The sequence below is a fragment of the Vicinamibacteria bacterium genome, assembly GCA_035620555.1.
Classification (GTDB): Bacteria; Acidobacteriota; Vicinamibacteria; order Marinacidobacterales; family SMYC01; genus DASPGQ01.
Genome location: DASPGQ010000770.1, coordinates 1 through 16,505 on the forward strand (window position 1 = coordinate 1; position 16,505 = coordinate 16,505).

The 16,505-nt window shown below is 63.1% G+C and carries 16 protein-coding genes; 12 read left to right on the plus strand and 4 right to left on the minus strand.

The genetic code is table 11. The annotated features are described in order from the left end of the window. The coding region (locus VEK15_30970) for a hypothetical protein (protein ID HXV65157.1) at window positions 1–907 on the minus strand (907 nt) is incomplete at its 3' end. 149 nt (window positions 908–1,056) lie between these two features. Here VEK15_30970 and VEK15_30975 point away from each other — a divergent pair. Both VEK15_30975 and VEK15_30980 read left to right on the plus strand, forming a co-directional pair. Then, the gene (locus VEK15_30975) at window positions 1,057–1,473 is read left to right on the plus strand and encodes a CARDB domain-containing protein (protein HXV65158.1); all 417 of its coding nucleotides are present in this window, start codon (window positions 1,057–1,059) and stop codon (window positions 1,471–1,473) included. Between the two features lie 12 nt (window positions 1,474–1,485). Continuing rightward, entirely contained in the window at window positions 1,486–1,974 is a 489-nt protein-coding gene (locus VEK15_30980) for an 8-oxo-dGTP diphosphatase (GenBank protein HXV65159.1), read from the plus strand. Between the two features lie 38 nt (window positions 1,975–2,012). Here VEK15_30980 and VEK15_30985 read toward each other — a convergent pair whose 3' ends face one another. After that, window positions 2,013–2,414, minus strand: a complete 402-nt coding sequence (locus VEK15_30985) for a hypothetical protein (protein HXV65160.1) — start codon at window positions 2,412–2,414, stop codon at window positions 2,013–2,015. Between the two features lie 76 nt (window positions 2,415–2,490). Here VEK15_30985 and VEK15_30990 point away from each other — a divergent pair, with 76 nt between their 5' ends. Genes VEK15_30990 through VEK15_31005 form a run of 4 tightly spaced genes read left to right on the plus strand, consistent with a single transcriptional unit; the run spans window position 2,491 to window position 5,423 of the window. Further along, a complete protein-coding gene (locus VEK15_30990; GenBank protein ID HXV65161.1) occupies window positions 2,491–3,753 on the plus strand; it encodes a VCBS repeat-containing protein in 1,263 nt (420 codons plus the stop codon). Further along, complete coding sequence (locus VEK15_30995; GenBank protein HXV65162.1) at window positions 3,726–4,673, plus strand: hypothetical protein; 948 nt, start codon at window positions 3,726–3,728, stop codon at window positions 4,671–4,673. Before VEK15_30990 ends, VEK15_30995 begins: the two co-directional genes overlap by 28 nt. 53 nt (window positions 4,674–4,726) lie before the next feature. Continuing rightward, window positions 4,727–5,017, plus strand: a complete 291-nt coding sequence (locus tag VEK15_31000; protein ID HXV65163.1) for a hypothetical protein — start codon at window positions 4,727–4,729, stop codon at window positions 5,015–5,017. Continuing rightward, window positions 4,998–5,423: a PIN domain-containing protein gene (locus VEK15_31005; protein ID HXV65164.1), complete on the plus strand. Its 426-nt coding sequence runs from the start codon at window positions 4,998–5,000 to the stop codon at window positions 5,421–5,423. Before VEK15_31000 ends, VEK15_31005 begins: the two co-directional genes overlap by 20 nt. Before the next feature lie 53 nt (window positions 5,424–5,476). On the opposite strand, the gene VEK15_31010 is transcribed toward VEK15_31005, so the two are convergent. Further along, on the minus strand, window positions 5,477–8,128 hold the full coding sequence (locus VEK15_31010; GenBank protein ID HXV65165.1) for an ABC transporter permease: 2,652 nt from the start codon (window positions 8,126–8,128) through the stop codon (window positions 5,477–5,479). Continuing rightward, window positions 8,128–8,451 (minus strand): helix-turn-helix transcriptional regulator, encoded by a 324-nt coding sequence (locus tag VEK15_31015; GenBank protein HXV65166.1) that lies wholly within the window; start codon window positions 8,449–8,451, stop codon window positions 8,128–8,130. Before VEK15_31015 ends, VEK15_31010 begins: the two co-directional genes overlap by 1 nt. Before the next feature lie 230 nt (window positions 8,452–8,681). On the opposite strand from VEK15_31015, the gene VEK15_31020 reads away from it, so the two are divergent. The 6 genes from VEK15_31020 to VEK15_31045 all read left to right on the plus strand — a co-directional run bounded on the left by VEK15_31020 (window position 8,682) and on the right by VEK15_31045 (window position 16,496). Then, complete coding sequence (locus VEK15_31020) at window positions 8,682–10,142, plus strand: NfeD family protein (GenBank protein HXV65167.1); 1,461 nt, start codon at window positions 8,682–8,684, stop codon at window positions 10,140–10,142. After that, complete coding sequence (locus VEK15_31025; protein ID HXV65168.1) at window positions 10,139–10,636, plus strand: NfeD family protein; 498 nt, start codon at window positions 10,139–10,141, stop codon at window positions 10,634–10,636. The genes VEK15_31020 and VEK15_31025 overlap by 4 nt, the downstream gene beginning before the upstream one ends. Window positions 10,637–10,771: 135 nt before the next feature. Beyond that, window positions 10,772–11,749 carry a flotillin-like protein FloA gene (floA, locus tag VEK15_31030; GenBank protein ID HXV65169.1) on the plus strand — a complete coding sequence of 326 codons (978 nt, stop codon included), beginning with the start codon at window positions 10,772–10,774 and terminating at the stop codon, window positions 11,747–11,749. A 137-nt stretch (window positions 11,750–11,886) separates the two neighbouring features. Then, window positions 11,887–13,440, plus strand: a complete 1,554-nt coding sequence (locus VEK15_31035) for a hypothetical protein (GenBank protein ID HXV65170.1) — start codon at window positions 11,887–11,889, stop codon at window positions 13,438–13,440. A 209-nt stretch (window positions 13,441–13,649) separates the two neighbouring features. Beyond that, a complete protein-coding gene (locus VEK15_31040; GenBank protein HXV65171.1) occupies window positions 13,650–14,993 on the plus strand; it encodes a pitrilysin family protein in 1,344 nt (447 codons plus the stop codon). 3 nt (window positions 14,994–14,996) lie between these two features. Continuing rightward, complete coding sequence (locus VEK15_31045; GenBank protein ID HXV65172.1) at window positions 14,997–16,496, plus strand: pitrilysin family protein; 1,500 nt, start codon at window positions 14,997–14,999, stop codon at window positions 16,494–16,496. The last annotated feature ends 9 nt before the right edge of the window (window positions 16,497–16,505 follow it).

Below are 16,505 nucleotides of genomic sequence, written 5' to 3' on the forward strand. Positions count from 1 at the left end.
GCTCGATCCCATACACGTCCCGAAGAAGCGTGACCCCTCCGAACGCGGCGACGGGATCGTTGGCCGAAAGGACGACGGCGGTCAATACGTTCTTGATGTCAGCGTCCTTCAAGATGCTCTGCACGCCGTAGGCGCCCATCAATCCGTCGCCGAGCTCGAACACGATCACATCCGGCGCGTCGCTCGCCAGGTCGGTGAGCATCGACTTCGCGAGAGACGCCGCATTACGGTCGGTCGTCGCCACGACGCCATAATCGGTGAAGATCCTCGTCTGGCGAGCCCCGGCGTCTTCCATCGAGAGAACGTCTCGGAGAAGAGAAACGCCCGTCGCCTTGAACGCATCCACCAGGAAGCCGCGATGGCGCAGGCGGCTCACGATCGCCGACGCCGCGACGGTTTTTCCGGAATCCATGCACGTGCCCGCCACGGCGATCACCGGGATCGCACCGACTTCCAGCCGAACGTCCGGTTGCAGTCTTCGAAAGCCCACCCGAGCGGGAACGCCGACGCGCTCGCCCAGGAACGGAAAGCTCAGCACGCACCCGAGAACGCGGCAGTCGAAAGGAGCGCCCCGACCCGGGTCGGCGCCGGTCAACCGGCCCAACACGCCCCCGAGGTTGAGAAGCTGGATGACCTCACCGGTCTCGAGGCTTTCGGGAATCTCGCCGGAGTAGCCGAAGAGCGCCTCTCGGTGGCCGAGCGCCCCCACGATGACATCACCGCGATTCACCGGCGCCATGCGGCCACTCGTGAGCTCGAGCGTGTTGTACACAGTCTTGGCCGTCAGCACTTCTGCCGCGATCAAGACTCCCTCCTCGCAGGGGATCTCGTCGCTGAGGCGCAACTCGGGCGCCAGCTCTGAGCCCCGGGCGACCGAGGCAATCTTGTCGGCAACGACCCTTTTCACGTGTGCATAATTATTACACCAAGACGCATAAACAGTCAAAGAAACTTGCGGCGGTCGAGCCGTCTCTTCGACCTTCCAGATAGCCGGCCGCCGACGCGCGCCCGAGCATCGCAACTCCCCACGAAAAGTGAAGTAACATACCCGCATCGATGAGCACCTTGAGGACGTGGATTCTCGCCGCGTTGGCGGTGGGGGGAGTCGCACACTGCAGCAACCTTCCCGGAATCCCGTCTCTTCTCGGGGACGCCGAGCCCGACCTCGTTCCGCTTCCCGCAGCGGGGTTTTGTCAGTCGGGAGGATTGCTGGTCGTGACGGTTCGCAATCAGGGTGGCGGTGACGCGAACGCCACGACGACGTCCATTCGGTTCACGCGGGGGGCGCCGGCGGACGTTCCAACGCCGAGCGTCGCCGGCGGGAGAATCGCCATGCTCTCCCCGGTCGGAATCCCCCAGGAGTGCTTCGCTCCCGACTGCGTCGTCCAAGTCACCGTCGATTCGCGGAACGACATCGCCGAGGCCGACGAGAACAACAACAGCGTCGAGGTGACCTGCCCTCCTCCCAGCTGAGCCGATCAGCCCATGAGGTTTCAAGATATCGACTGGGAAAACTGGCATGCCCAGGATCCGGCGACGCTGGTGTTCGTCATCCAGAACGGCTCGATGCTTCTCATCGAGAAGAAGAGGGGTCTGGGCGCGGGAAAGATCAACGCCCCCGGAGGAAGGCTCGAGCCTTACGAGCAGCCGATCGATGGTGCCGTCCGCGAGGCCGAGGAGGAGCTTCTCATTACACCGAGCGCTCTGACCCGAGTGGGCGAGAACCGATTCCAGTTCGTCGACGGCTACTCGATTCATGTCCACGTGTTTCGAGCGAGCGGCTACACCGGGGTACCCACCGAGACCGCCGAGGCCAAACCGTTGTGGGTCCCCCTGGACAAAATCCCCTTCGACGAGATGTGGGAGGACGACCGCCTCTGGGTTCCGCTCGTCGTTGCGGGAACCCGCTTCAGCGGCCGCTACCTCTTCGATGGCGACGCGATGCTGGGTCATGAGCTTCAGGTCTTGCGCTGAAGAAGCTTCCGCTCTTCCCGACGAGCTCGCCGATTACGCTACTCGACGCGACGAAGGAGGGTTCGGAGGGCCGGGCGCGAGAGCAGCGTGGGGACCATGGCATGGATCATCAGGACCCGCTGCCCCCGAACGGAATCGATAAAAGATCGTTCCTCCTCCTGGGTGCGGACGCGTTGAAGAGAACAGCCAGCAACTGGCATCTCCTCGGAGATCGAAGTTCGTATCGTCTCCAGAATTCCGAAACGATCGATCCAGCGAGCGTCGAAGCTCCGGAACGCGTCTTCCCGGATGTCGACGATCTCGATGCCCGAAATCGCTTCCCTCTCCTCGACATAGGCACGCCGCTCTTGCTCCGAGGCGGAGTCGGCGGCGAGCCTCAAAACCTCTTCCGCGAGCTCGGGAGCGAGGTCGAGCCAGATCGAACCGCTCTCGATATGCATCCTGGAGCACCTTGGAGTTTCACGAAGTAGAGCACGCTTCTTTCCGTCGACGCAAGTGCGAGGGTAGGATGTCCGCATGGTGCGACCACGCCTGCTAGCATTCTTGACCCTGTCCCTGTTCCTCACCAGCTGCCGGAGGGGGGAACAACCAGATGGCACTGTCTCGGGCGCACGGATCGACTTTCTCGAGGAGATACCGATTGGCGAGCAACCTTCCTCTCCCCCGCCGTGGATCACGAACCTCGAGATCCACGATCTGGACGGCGATGGGCTACTCGACGTGGTGCTCTGCGACGCGACGTTGAATCAGGTCCGGTGGGTCCGCCAGACGGCTCCGGGAACGTTCGAAGAGCGGCAGGTAGGCTCGGTCGTCCTCGCCCCCGCTCATGTCACGCCAAGCGATATCGATCGGGACGGCGACGTCGACCTCCTCGTCGCCGAGATGGGTCAGATTTACCCCAGCAATGCCAAAATCGGAGCCGTCAACCTGTTCGAGAATACCGGCGGAGAGCGCTTCGAGCAAAGGATCTTGATTGATAACGTGGCCCGGGTCACCGACATCCAGCCGGGAGATTTCGACGGCGACGGCGACATCGATCTGGCGGTCGCCCAGTTCGGCTATGACGACGGTGAAATTCGCTGGATGGAGAATCTCGGCGATTGGCGCTTCTCCAGCGAGCAGCTTCTGGACCTTCCCGGGACCATCCACGTTCCCGTGGCGGACATGGACGGCGACGGGGATCTGGACATCACCGCTGTCGTCTCGCAGACCTGGGAGCAGATTTATGTATTCGAGAACGACGGGGCCGGGACGTTCACCGCCCACATCGTCTACGGGGCCACCAACGAAGACTTCGGAAGTAGCGGCATCTCTCTGGCGGACCTCGATCAGGACGGCGATCAGGACGTACTCTACACGAACGGGGACGCGTTCGACTACACCCCATCTCTTCCCCGTCCCTGGCACGGTGTCCAGTGGCTGGAGAACCAGGGGGGGCTCACGTTCGAGTACCACGCACTCGGTCTGTTTCCCGGCGCCTTCTCCGCCCGAGCCCTCGACGTGGATCACGATTCCGATCTCGACGTCGTTGCGGTGAGCCTCTTTGCCGACTGGTCCGATCCCCTCGCGGCATCGATCGTCTGGTTCGAGAACGACGGTGAGCAACGGTTCACCAAGCGCGAGATCGCAACCGCCCCCACTCATCTCGTGGTGATCGACGACGGTGACCTCGACGCCGACGGTTGGACGGACGTCGTCACCGGAGGTCTCTATTCGCACGAGCCATTCGACCGCCTGAGCCGCGTGACCTGGTGGCGCAATCGCTGGTCAGAACGTTGAAGCGGGTATTGGTGCTCGCGTCGGTCACGATGCTCGCCGGCTGCGGCGATGACCTCAGCTTGCCTGCTCTGCCCGCGTTCGCCAATCTGAACGCGGTCTCCGAAGAGCTCTTCCGCGCCGCCGACGCGCGGGCACGGGAGAGCCCCTCCGCCGAATCCTTCGGCTCGTTGGGGATGCTGTATCACGCCTACCGGTTTCTCGAAGAGGGGCGGGTGTGCTACGAGCTGGCTCGACGCAGCGATCCCGGGGACTTCAGGTGGATCTACTACGGGGCGATGCTCGAGAAAACCGGCTATCGATACGAAGCGAGCGAAACCCTGTTCATCCGGGCACTCGAGATGCGACCCGACGATGCCGAGCTCCTCGCCGAGCTGGGCGATCTCTACTTGATGTGGGCCCGCCCCGGAGACGCACGAGAGTCCTTGGAGAGATCGCTTCGCCTGGATCCTCTCCAACCCGTCGCCGCCCTCGGTAAGGCGAGACTCGCCATGCTCGAGGAGAAATGGAGCGAGATTCTGGCCATCCTGCTGCCGCTTCTCGATCGATTCCCTCGGCTTTCCCGGGGGCATCAGTTCCTCGCCGCGGCTTACGGTGCGCTCGGAGACGAGGAAAAACAGGAGACCCATCGGGTGGCGGGCGAGTACGGCTCTGCGGTGGAGAGTCCGCTGATGCGGGATCTCCACGAGCTCGCCGTGCCCGCCATCCTCAACGGCGACGCCTCGGCGGGCCCGGAGCTCCTGAAGACGAAATGCGCGCGTTGCCACGATCAGGAACGCATCATCGAACGCGACGCCGACCGGCTCTTTTGGGCGCGCACGGTGCGCCGTATGCAGCGCGAGGCGGGATGGCCGTGGCTCACCGACGACGAGGCGGCCGCACTCGTCGCGTTTCTTTCTACTCGTGCCGGAGAGTCGAGATAGCCCACCGCGGCCAAACCTTGCGAATAAGGCCATGATGGTCTTATTATAAGGACATGAAGGCCATTAACGTCACCGAGCTCAAAGCCCACCTGAGCAAATACCTTAGGCTCGCCTCGCGCGGGGTGCGCATCGTGGTGAAGGATCGAGACGAGCCGATAGCACAGCTTGGCCCTCTTCAGGGGGGCGAGCTCACGTGGCGCGACCGGCTGGCACGAGAAGGTCGTCTGCGGCTCGGTACACAAGACTGGGCCGACCTCACGGTTACCAAAATCGAGCGAAGTATCGACATTCAAGCGTCTCTTCGCGCGGTGCGTGAGGATCCGCATGAAGTACATCGACGCTAGCGTGGTTCTGCGGCTCTTGTTCGCGGAGCCGGGACCTACCGTTGTTCTTTCCGCCGGTGACCGGGCGGCGTCCTCGGAGCTCATCGAGGTCGAGGCGTTCCGGGCGGTCGACCGCGAACGCCTGCTCGGAAACCTCGGCGATCGGGAAACGGCACTCAAGCGCAAGGAGTTGACCGAGCTTCTCGCCAAGCTCGACCTTGCCGCTATGGATCGCCCGGTGATCGAACGAGCGAAGAGCTCGTTCGCGATAAACGTGCGCGCGCTCGACGCGATCCACGTAGCCACCGCGGAGATCCTGGCCGCGGAAGCCGAGGGCGAGCCGCTGGAGTTCTGGACGCACGACGATCGCCAGGCGACGGCGGCGCTGTCGCGCGGGCTGACGGTCTATGGAACCACGGCTTCGTGAAATCTCGCCCTCTCGTAAGCCGGGGATGCCTTGGGTCTCCTGATTGTCGCCTGCTACTCGTGCCGAAGAGTCGAGATAGGATCGAGCTGTGTGGCTCTTCGTGACGGGAACAAGCTCCCGGCGAGCGCCACCGCGACAAGGAGCAACACGACCGATAGGAGCACCGGTGGATTTCCGGGACTCACGCCGAATAGCAGGCTCGACAGGACGCGGGTGGAAGCCCATGCCGCGGGAAGGCCGATCGCCAAGCCGAGAAAGACAACGCTTGCCGCTTCCTTCAGAAAAAGTTTGAACACGTCCCTTCTCGTGGCGCCGAGCGCCATGCGAATTCCGATGTAACGTCGTTTCTGGGAGACCGAGAAGCTCATCAGGCCGTAGATACCCACCGCGGCGAGTGCGAGCGCGAGAAGGGCGAAGAGCGAGATTGCGAGCGCGAGTCCTCGCGGGCCAGCGGTCGAGCGTCCGAGGAATTCTTCCATTGTCTTCACCCCGTACACCGGTAACGTCGGATCGAGGGCACGCACTTCGCGCCGCAAACCTTCCTCGAAGCTTCGCGGCGTTGCGCGCGTGCGAACGAGGATCGTGATTGGCGACGAGTATTCCTGTCGGAGCGGGAGAAAGAAGTACGGCCGCGGCTGCTCGCCGAGCGTCATGTACTTGCCGTCGCGCGCCACACCGATCACCTCGAGCGGCGGCTTTTCGCGGCTCGTTCGGAGTCCGCGGCCGACCGGACTTTCCGAAGGCCAGAACAGATTGGCCAGCGTTTCGTTCACGATCGCAACCGGCCTCGCGTCCTCGTGGTCTCGTTCGTCGAACGCTCGGCCGGCGACGATCTCGGTCGACATCGTGTCGAAATACCCCTCGCCGACGACGCTAGAGAAAACCAACAAGCCATCGTCGTCTTTGGTCGAGCCTGGTGCGGTGTCGGGAAACAGTCGACCTCCACGGGACGACGCATCGAGAGGAAGCGGGAAGGCGAGGCTCGCCGCTTCGACCGTGGGCAAGCTCCGCAAACGCTGGAGAAGCAACCGATGAAAGCGTCGGCCGCGAACCGGGCCGTAACCGTGCAAATCGAGATTGACGGAGGCGAGGAGCAACCCTTGCTTCGCGAAGCCCGGACTGGCCGCGCGTACGTTCTGAAAGCTGCGCACCAGGAGTCCGGCCGAGAGAAGAGCGACCAGGGAGAGCGCGAGCTGGGGGATGACGATCCAGCGTCGGCTCATTCTTCGGCGCGCCGAGTCCGAGTCTCGAAAGGACTCCGAGGCGTCGCGCCGTGCCGCGCGGAGAGCGGGCAGGAGACCCGCCACGAAACCCGCGAGTAGCGAGACGAGAGCGGTGAACATCACCACCCGTGCATCCACCTTGGCCCCGAGGTCGACGGAAAAATCGAGAACCGGGTTCAGGCGCATCGCGGCATCGATCAGAGACTTTCCCAGCGCGAGGCCGAGACTCCCACCGGCGACCGCCAGCAGTAAGCTTTCGAGGAGAAGCTGCCGGACGAGCCTGCTCCGGGTGGCACCCATCGAGATGCGCACGGCCAGCTCCCTTCGCCGAGAAGCGGAACGCGCGAGCTGCAGGCTTGCCACGTTGGCACAGGCGAGGAGCAGCACGATCCCTCCAACGGCGAAGACCACTCGGGCGGCAATGGGAATGGCGCTCCCGACCTCGATCTCGATGACGGGCTCGGTCTTGCGCGCGGCGGGAATGAGATGGAGCCGGAGCTCTCGATTGATGTCAGGATGCTCTGCCTCGAGACGAGAGGCGATCGCTTCGAGGGCGGCGGCCGCCTCCCCCGAGCTGGCTCCTTCCGTGAGTCGCGCGCGAAGATTGAGCCAGCCGCCCGTGCGGCGTTCGAGCCGCCCTTCGCTTCCCGGCCAGACCACCTCGTGAGCGCGGATCGGGACCCAGAGCTGCGGCGTGAAACCCAGGAACTTCGCGCCGGTAAAGCCTTCGCTCGCGATACCCACGACGGTGAAATCGTTCCCGTTCAGACGAAGCTGGGAGCCGAGGGCGCTCTCGCTCGCGCCGAAGCGGCGGTTCCAGAACTCGTAGCTCAGAACCGCAGCACGCCCGTCGCCACGAGCAAATCCGCGGCCTCGAGCGAAGGGGACCCGAAGGCCGGAGAAGTAGTTGTCGGTGACGATCTCGCACCAGACGAGCTCGGGATCGGCTCCCCCTACGTTGAGACTGAGCGGCGCCCCTTGAAAACCCACGACATCGGAGAAGACGTTGGTTGCCTCGGCGAGATCGACGTAATTCGGATAGCTGAAGTTCGAAGGGAAGCGGTCTGCCCCCCGAGTCGCATAGATGGCCACCACGCTCTCGGGCGCGTCTAGCGGCATCGGCTTCACCAGCGCGGCATCGACGAGTCCGAAGACGCCAGCGTTCACGCCGATCCCGAGTGCGAGCGATACGATTGCAGCGATCGTGAAACCTGGAACCCGAAAAAGCGCCCTGGTCGCCTGCCGAAGGTCCTTGAACCAGAGCTCAATCTCCGCTCCTTTCCCAGAACGGATGCGCCGTTCGCTTCGCAGGCGGATAGCGCTGCGGGGAACGTCGATCATCTCGCGTGCGAGCGTCCGCATCACGCCGTCCCGGCGCGCAATCGCCTCGAACGTAGAGCGCATCGACGCTTCGTGGTCACGACGAAACGCCCCGGGATACGTTCGCAGAAGGAGACGGTAGACGAGGGCGGCGAAGCGCATTACGACAAGAGCGCTTTGGCTCGCGCCATCTCGACGACGCGTTCGAGCCGCGTGCTTTCACGCTCAGCCATCTCGCGACCCGTGGACGTCAAGCGGTAGTACCTTCGGCGTGCGTCGTCGTCCGCCGGATCGGGTCGTTTCTCCGTCTCCTCGATGAGCTTCTTTGCCTGAAGCCGCTGCAGCGTCGTATAGAGGGTTCCGGTTCCGAGACGCGTCCCCGTTCTTCGCTCGATCTCGAGAAGGATGCCGTAGCCGTGACGGTCCTCGTCGACGAGGGCAATCAGAATTTGCAGCATGGGCAGCGTGGGGGTTATCGCCTGCATCAAATTCAAATATATCTAAAATTGATATATCCTGTCCAGAGCTATCCGCGTCTCATTTGCGATCAGAAGGGGTCGACGTGGGAGGAAGCCTAACTATTAGGTAGCTGCCGTTCACCGGTCGGTCCCGCGGCGCTGGTATACTATGCGCAGTCGAGCCTGAAGAGCGCCTTCAACCTTAATTATTCTTCGGAGCGAAAGTGGGGAGAACAACGGCGAGAACCGCCCGTTTCGTGTCAGTTTGGACGGCTTTCCTGGTTGCGGGCCTGGCGTCGCTCATCATCGATGCGGCAGCGCCGGCATCGGGGCTCCAGGGCGACTCCGCCTCGGGCTCGGGTGCTTCCCAGCCTGTATCGGGCAAAGACGACAATCTCGGCGAGCACTCGCCAGGCTCGTCGGGAGTGGTTTTCCGGATCCCGATCGAGGGGACGATCGACCTCGGGTTGGCACCCTTCGTCGCTCGCGTCGTGGAATCGGCCGCGGCGACGGACAACGCCGTCGTTCTGCTGGACATCGACACGTTTGGGGGCCGTGTCGACGGAGCCGTATTGATCCGCGACACGCTCATCGACGCGCCGGTGAAAACAGTGGCGTTCATCCACCCGCGGGCGATCTCGGCGGGCGCGCTGATCTCGCTGGCATGCGAGGTGATCGTCATGGCGCCTGGAGGCTCGATCGGAGCGGCCACGCCCATCACTGGAGCGGGAGCTGGCCAGGAGCCACAGGCCGCCGACGAGAAAGTGCTCTCGTACATGCGCACCGAGATGCGCACGACCGCGGAGAAGAGGGGCCGTCGGGGCGACGTCGCCGAAGCCATGGTCGATGCCGACGTGGAGATTGAAGGCGTCATCGAAAAAGGTAAAGTCTTGACGCTGAGCACCGGCGAGGCACTCGCTTTGAAGATCGCCGACCACGAGGCCAGGAACCTGGAAGAGGCCCTCGAAGTCATCGGTCTTTCTGGCGCCCGCGTCGAGGAGACCGAGACCAACTGGGCCGAGGCCATCGCCCGCGCCGTCTCCGAGCCGACTCTGTCCTCCCTGCTCCTCAGCATCGGATTCCTCGGCATCATGATCGAGCTGTACCAGCCCGGGTGGGGCCTTCCGGGAACGGTCGGAATTCTCTCCCTCGTTACGTTCTTCTTCGGCCACCACGTGGCCCGGCTCGCCGGTTGGGAAGAGCTCCTGTTGTTCGCCCTCGGAGCCCTCCTGCTGTTGGTCGAGCTTCTGGTGATCCCTGGGTTCGGCCTCATCGGCGCGAGCGGAGTGGCACTCATGCTGGTCTCGATCCTCCTTTCTCTGCTCGCACTCGATTTTCGAGTCTCCTGGGATCTGGGGTTCGTCAATCGCGCGCTCGTCGTCCTCTCCACATCCCTGGTGATCACCGCGGTCTTGGGATTCCTCGTGGTGCGTTTGCTCCCCGGTACGGGCGTGGCACGCCGTTTCGTCCTGGGGGAGTCTCTCGCCGCTCGAGCGGGATTCAGCTCGCATGACGAGGCCGAGAAGGAAGGCTTCCCCCTGGGTACTCTGGGCGAGGCAATTACCGACTTGAGGCCAGCGGGGAAGATCAAAGTCGCGAGCAAGAGGATCGATGCCGTCTCCGAGGGCGACTATATCGCCTCGGGCGAACGGGTGAAGATCGTTCAATGGCGCTCGGGCACAGCCGTCGTCAGGGCGGAACCGGGAAATCGCGCATGAGCGATCCTCTCATCACCGTCGTCGCCTTGCTCGTCGCCGGATATCTTCTAGTGGCTCTCGAGCTCTTCGTCATCCCCGGGTTCGGCGTGACCGGAATACTGGGCCTCGTCTGCCTCGCTGCCGGTTGTTTCTACGCATTCCATTTTTTCGGGAGCGCATACGGAACCCTGGCCGTCGTGCTCGTGCTCGGATCGACCACCGCGGTGATGCTCTGGATTCCCAAGAGTCGCTTTGGAAAGGACGTTGTGCTGTTGTCGTCTCTCTCCAAGGCGCACTCCGCCGAGACCGAGCTCGAGACGGGGCGAACCGGCGTCGCCGAATCGGATCTCCGTCCCGCTGGCATCGCGCGCTTCGGCGAGCTCAGGCGTGGCGTCGTTACCGAGGGAGAGTTCATCGAAGCCGGCTCCTCCATCATCGTTACCGAAGTGCGAGGCTCTCGAATCGTCGTGGAGCTCGCCGCGCGATCGAGCGAGGAGCGGCCCAGACCCGCGTGATATACAGGCATGGGCGACGTCCGAAGCCGAGCGTCGGCAGGAGGCTGCTCAGGACTCTTCGGATGTCAGATGTTGACTGTTGACGTAGGCTCCGAAGCGACCGTTCGAGGCGGAGCCTTCTAAGGAGGACCGTAAATGGGAATCGTAGCCCTTGCTTTTCTAATTCTGGTCGGAATTGGGTTCCTTCTGTACTTCGTGCCTATCGGCTTGTGGATCGCGGCCTGGTCCTCGGGAGCATCCGTCGGCATCGGAACGCTCATCGCCATGCGGCTCAGGCGCGTTCCCCCGTCGCTCATCATCAATCCTCGCATCAGCGCGGTCAAGGCCGGCCTCAACTTGAGCGTCAACCAGCTCGAAGCGCACTACCTTTCCAAGGGAAACGTCGAGCGCGTCGTGCAAGCGCTCATCTCCGCCGACAAGGCGAATATCGCGCTCACCTTCGAGCGCGCCGCCGCCATCGACCTCGCGGGCCGAAACGTCCTCGAGGCCGTCCAGATGAGCGTCAACCCCAAAGTCATCACGACGCCCAAGGTCGCGGCGGTCGCGAAGGACGGCATCCAGCTCATCGCCCAGAGCCGCGTGACGGTGCGCGCCGATATCGACAGGCTGGTCGGTGGGGCGGGAGAAGAGACCGTCGTCGCACGCGTCGGCGAGGGCGTCGTCTCCACCATCGGCTCGGCCGACACCCACAAACACGTGCTGGAGAACCCGGACATCATTTCCAAGACCGTGCTGAAGAAAGGTCTCGATGCCGGCACCGCCTTCGAGATCCTCTCGATCGACATCGCCGACATCGATGTGGGAGCCAACATCGGAGCCAAGCTCCAGACGGAGCAGGCAGAAGCCGACAAGCAGATCGCGCAGGCGAAAGCGGAGGGTCGCCGCGCCATGGCGGTCGCGCAGGAGCAAGAGATGAAGGCCCGGGTGCACGAGATGCGAGCCAAGGTCGTCGAGGCCGAGGCGGAAGTGCCTATGGCCATGGCCCAGGCGTTCCGGGAGGGAAAGCTAGGAGTCATGGACTACTACAACATGCAGAACGTAGTGGCGGACACCAAGATGCGCGACTCGATCGCCCGCTCGGGCGAGCCCGAGGATTCCGATGAACGCAAATAGCAGAGCAAAGGAAACGGAATCCCGATTCCTGGCCGCGGCAATCCGCGATCCCGTGCGTCTGCGAAGAAGGCTCGTCTTGGCGATCGCGCTGGCACCCCCTAAGGCGAGGAGACGCGTGAGGCGGAGACGGTAGACCGATGGACATCCAGACCGTCTTCTATCTCCTGCTGTTCGTCTTTTGGCTGCTCTCCCAGATTGCCTCCCAAGCGAAGAAAGCGCGGCGCCAGGAAGAGGCGCCGCCCGTCGCGAGAGGTCCCACCCGTCCTCGGTTGCCGCAGCCGATCGTCGGGCTCGACCGCGAAGCGCAGCAGGTACTGGCCGTGCTCAGACGAGCCTCGGGCGAGCTGGACGAGTGCCTCCTCGAGCTGGAACCCAGCCTGCGGGCGCAGGCAAGCTTCATCGTCGATCGGTCCCTGAGGAGCGAGGCCGAAACCACGGTGGAGCGGCTCGAGTCCGCGATTGCCGCCAAGGAAGCCCGTTCCTTGTCGGTCGTCTTGGAGAGGGCTCGTGAGGTCACGGACTCCCTCCGCGAAATCACGACGACGGCGAGGACTCACTCCACGATCAGACGACGACCCGAGACCTCGAAAGCCCAGGTGGTCGCGGACCGGCTCGTCGATGAGTTCCAAGCCCGCTTCGCTCCCCACGCGGCCGCTGCCCAACTCGAGCTCATCGAGGCGCCGCCCGTCGCTCTGATCTGGGATCTGGGCGACGACCGTCTCGGGTCATCGCCCCTCGCGGGCTCGACACTCTTCGTGCCGCGAAGCGTAACCAACGAGCCGCTGGAATGGGTTGCCCTGCCTTTCGAGATCGCAAGGTATCTCGGCGACGCCGCTCCCGGTCTCTATCGCGAGATCTACGACCGGCTCGAGCTCAGGGTGACCGATTCGGACGTCGCGAGCCGTCCCGAGGCTCTTGCCCGACTGTTGTTCGCCGCTTACGTCGTTCGAATTCTCGGAGACGCGTTGGGGGCCACTTTGTTCGGTCCCACGTATCTTCGCGTCCTCGCCCGCGTTCATGCGAGCCCGCAGTCGCCGCTTCGAGTCACGACCCTCCGGCTCAATCCAGACGGCACGGTGCATCCCGAGCCCCCCGCGCATCTGCGAATTCGATGGACGGCGGCATGGGTCACGCTCCTCGGTTACTCGAGCGAGGCAGAGGAGAATCTCCGACAATGGACGGAACAACATCAGAACCCTTCTTCCCTCGCCCTGTCAGGAGCCCAAGGGAGCCTTCCGCTTCCGCCCATCGAATCCGTCCTCGACACGCTCACCGAACAGCTCTTCTTCACCGAGCTCGAAGCCCTCGGCTCCAAGAGGCTGGCGGATCTGCCAGGAATAGCCGACTGGAGACTCCACGCCAAAGGCGCGTCGAGGGCGAAGGCGATGCTTTCGTCGGGGAAGCTCGCCGAAGGCTCACCGCGGCAACTCGTGGTCGCGGCGATGGACGCCGCGCTCGACTCGCCCGAACAGACCGCGACCCTTGGGCGCAGGCTCTATGAATCGATCATCGGGCCGGCAGCCGTCGACGCCAGGGTGCCGGCGAAGCGGAGCAAGCCCCTTGTCGCAATCGACCGGCGGGGCCCGCGGCGACCGGGGTCGCATGAGCTCGTCGAGGCGTTGATTCTCGGGGAGCTGCTTCTCGAGCGCCCCCGCGGCCCGTGGCGAAACCGAGTGACGCGCAGCCTTTGAGCTATCATTCGCGCGGAAAGGCTGATGATGAAGTCCGGTCCAGCCTACCGCGCGGCAGCCACGACATCCGCTGCGAGATCGGCGCGCAGCGCCGCAGAGGCCGAGCCGTGGAGGGCACCGCTTTCGTCTCCGAAGGAGGCGAATGCGAGCGTGGCCGATAGGCCACGAGTCCCTCCACGGCATTGATCAGGAAAAGGAGACTTCACAACGTGATCGGGAGCATGCTTCTCATGACGCTGACGCTATCTACCCCCGCCCAGCCGCAACATCCAGGAGTCTTCCCCTACCCAATCGACGTCCGAGACTTCGACAACGGGCTTCGGCTCGTCGGCGTACGATTCGATAGTCCCGGGATCGCTGCCTTCTACACGGTCGTGCGGGTCGGGTCTCGCCACGAGGTGGAGCAGGGAAAGAGCGGCTTCGCGCATTTCTTCGAGCACATGATGTTTCGCGGGACGTCCACTTACCCCGAGGATCGCTACAATGACGTACTGAGGGCGATCGGAGCGGATTCCAACGCCTATACGACGTTCGACCGAACGGTGTACCACATCCTCGCGAGCTCGCAATCGCTTCCGAGAATCATCGAGATCGAATCCGATCGCTTTCAGAACCTGGAATACAGCAAGGAGCAGTTCCAGAAGGAAGCGGGAGCGGTTCTGGGCGAGTACAACAAGAGCGCGACGAACCCTTTCATGGGCCTCTACGAGAAGCTGCACGACACCGTCTACGACCACCACCCCTATCAACACATGGTGATTGGATTTCTCGAGGACATCGAGGCCATGCCTACCCTGTACGATCACAGCATCGAGTTCTTCGACCGATTCTATCGGCCGGAATATGTCACCATTCTCGTCGTAGGCGACTACGACTGGGACGCGCTGCAACGGCATATCGAGGAGAAATATGGACGCTGGAAGCGCGGGCACTACTTACCCGACATTCCCGCCGAACCGCCTCAAACCGCGCCTCGCGAGGCCTCGGTCGAATGGCCGGCACCTACGCTCCCGATACTCGCCATCGGCTACCGGGCCCCGGCGTTCAGCACCGAGCGCATCGACATGCCGGGACTCGACGTGCTCTCACAGGTGCATTTCGGGGAGACGTCACCCATCTTCCAGGAGCTGGTCATCGATAAACAATGGGTCGACTTCATTCAGGCGGGTGCTACCGATCACGCCGATCCACCCATCTACACCATCCTTACCCGGGTGCGGGTGCCGGAGAAGCTCGACGAGGTTCGCAAAGCCCTGCTGAACGAGCTCCACCGGATCTGCGAAGAGCTGGCGGACGAGAACCGACTTCAGGCAACGAAGAGTCACATGCGCTATCAATTTCTTCTCGGCCTCGATACCGCCGATGCCGTCGCCAACACCATGGCCCACTACCTCGCGCTCACCAACGACCCGAAGACCATCAACCGCGTTTACGAGCTCTACGACTCGGTAACTGCGGAAGACGTTCGCCGCCTCGCGCGCGAGTACTTCCGCGAGGAGACGAGAACCATCGTGACGTTGTCGCCGGCTCCCGGTGTCTCCGGTGAGGAATAATCGATGTCACCTCTTCGAACCTACCTCGCGTTTCTTACGGTTTTGGGTATGACGAAACTGACGCTTGGCGCGGACCGCGACGTCGTTCTGCTGAAGAGTCCGGGAAGTCCCCTGGTCGACTTCCGCTTCGTATTCCACGTCGGATCGAGCCACGATCCGTCCGGCAAGGAGGGCCTCGCCGCCCTGACCGCGCTCATGTTGAGCCGCGGCGGCACCGACGAATCGTCTTTACGGGAGGTGATGGAGGCTCTCTACCCCATGGCCGCGTCGGTTTCATCGCAGCCGGACAAGGAAGTTACGACCTTCATCGGCCACGCCCACCGCGATCACCTCGAGCCCTTCTACGAAATCTTCCGCGAGCGGATCCTGAGGCCTCGATTCGATCCCGCCGATTTCGAGAGGAACAAGAACGAGCTCCTGAACTTCTTGACGAAGTCGCTGCGCAGCTCCGACGACGAGGAGCTCGGCAAGCACGCTCTGGAGTGGGTCCTGTACGAGGGTCACCCATACCGCCATCCAGTGCAAGGAACTGTCGCCGGAGTCCAGTCGATTACTCTCGAAGACGTGAAGAACTTTTACCGGGAGCATTACACTTTCGCGAATTTGCAGATGGGGGTTGCCGGGGACTTGCCCGATGGGCTCACCGAGCGGATGCGAGAGGATTTCCGAAAATCCCTCCCCGCCGGTGAAGAACGGCCACGAACACTCCCAGACGTCTCGGGTGGCAAGGGACTCATGGTCACGGTAGTTCATCGGCCCGCCGCGGACTCCACGGCCATTAGCCTCGGCATTCCCCTCGACATCACGCGGGCCGACGGGGACTTCTACCCCCTGCTGGTGGCAAACATCCATCTCGGAGACCACCGCACGTTCAACGGGGTTCTCATGAACGAGCTGCGCGCCAAGCGCGGACTGAACTACGGAGACTACTCCTACGTCGAGAGCTTCATCCAGGAAGGCGGAAGCACGTTTCCGGTACCGAACATCCCCAGGCGCCAGCAGCACTTCAGCATCTGGATCCGGCCGGTAGCCCCAGAGAACGCTCACTTCGCGCTCCGAGGCGCGATCTTCTATTTGCGACGTCTAGTGGAGAACGGCATGACCCGGGAGCAATTCGAGGAAACGCGCGAGTACATCACGAGCTATTCCAAGCTATGGGTGCAGAGCCTCGACCGACGTCTCGGTTATCAGATGGACTCCCGTTTTTATGGGACCGACTTCTACATCGACGAGATCGAGAGGCGCCTGGCGACGATGACGGTCGAGGACGTCAACCGCGCTCTGAAAAAACACCTCGACCGTTGGGACTTCCGCGTCGCCATCGTCGCCTCGAACGCCGAAGAGCTGGCGCGTGCCATCGAGTCGAACGCCGAGAGTCCGGTGAGCTACCAGACGCCGGGAACGGCCGAAGACGTCCTGGCCGAGGACGAGAAAATCCGAATTCGGGAGCTCCCCATCGAGCGGGTCGGTATCGTTTCGGCTGAAGAGATCTTCGAGAAGTAGGCGTCCTTC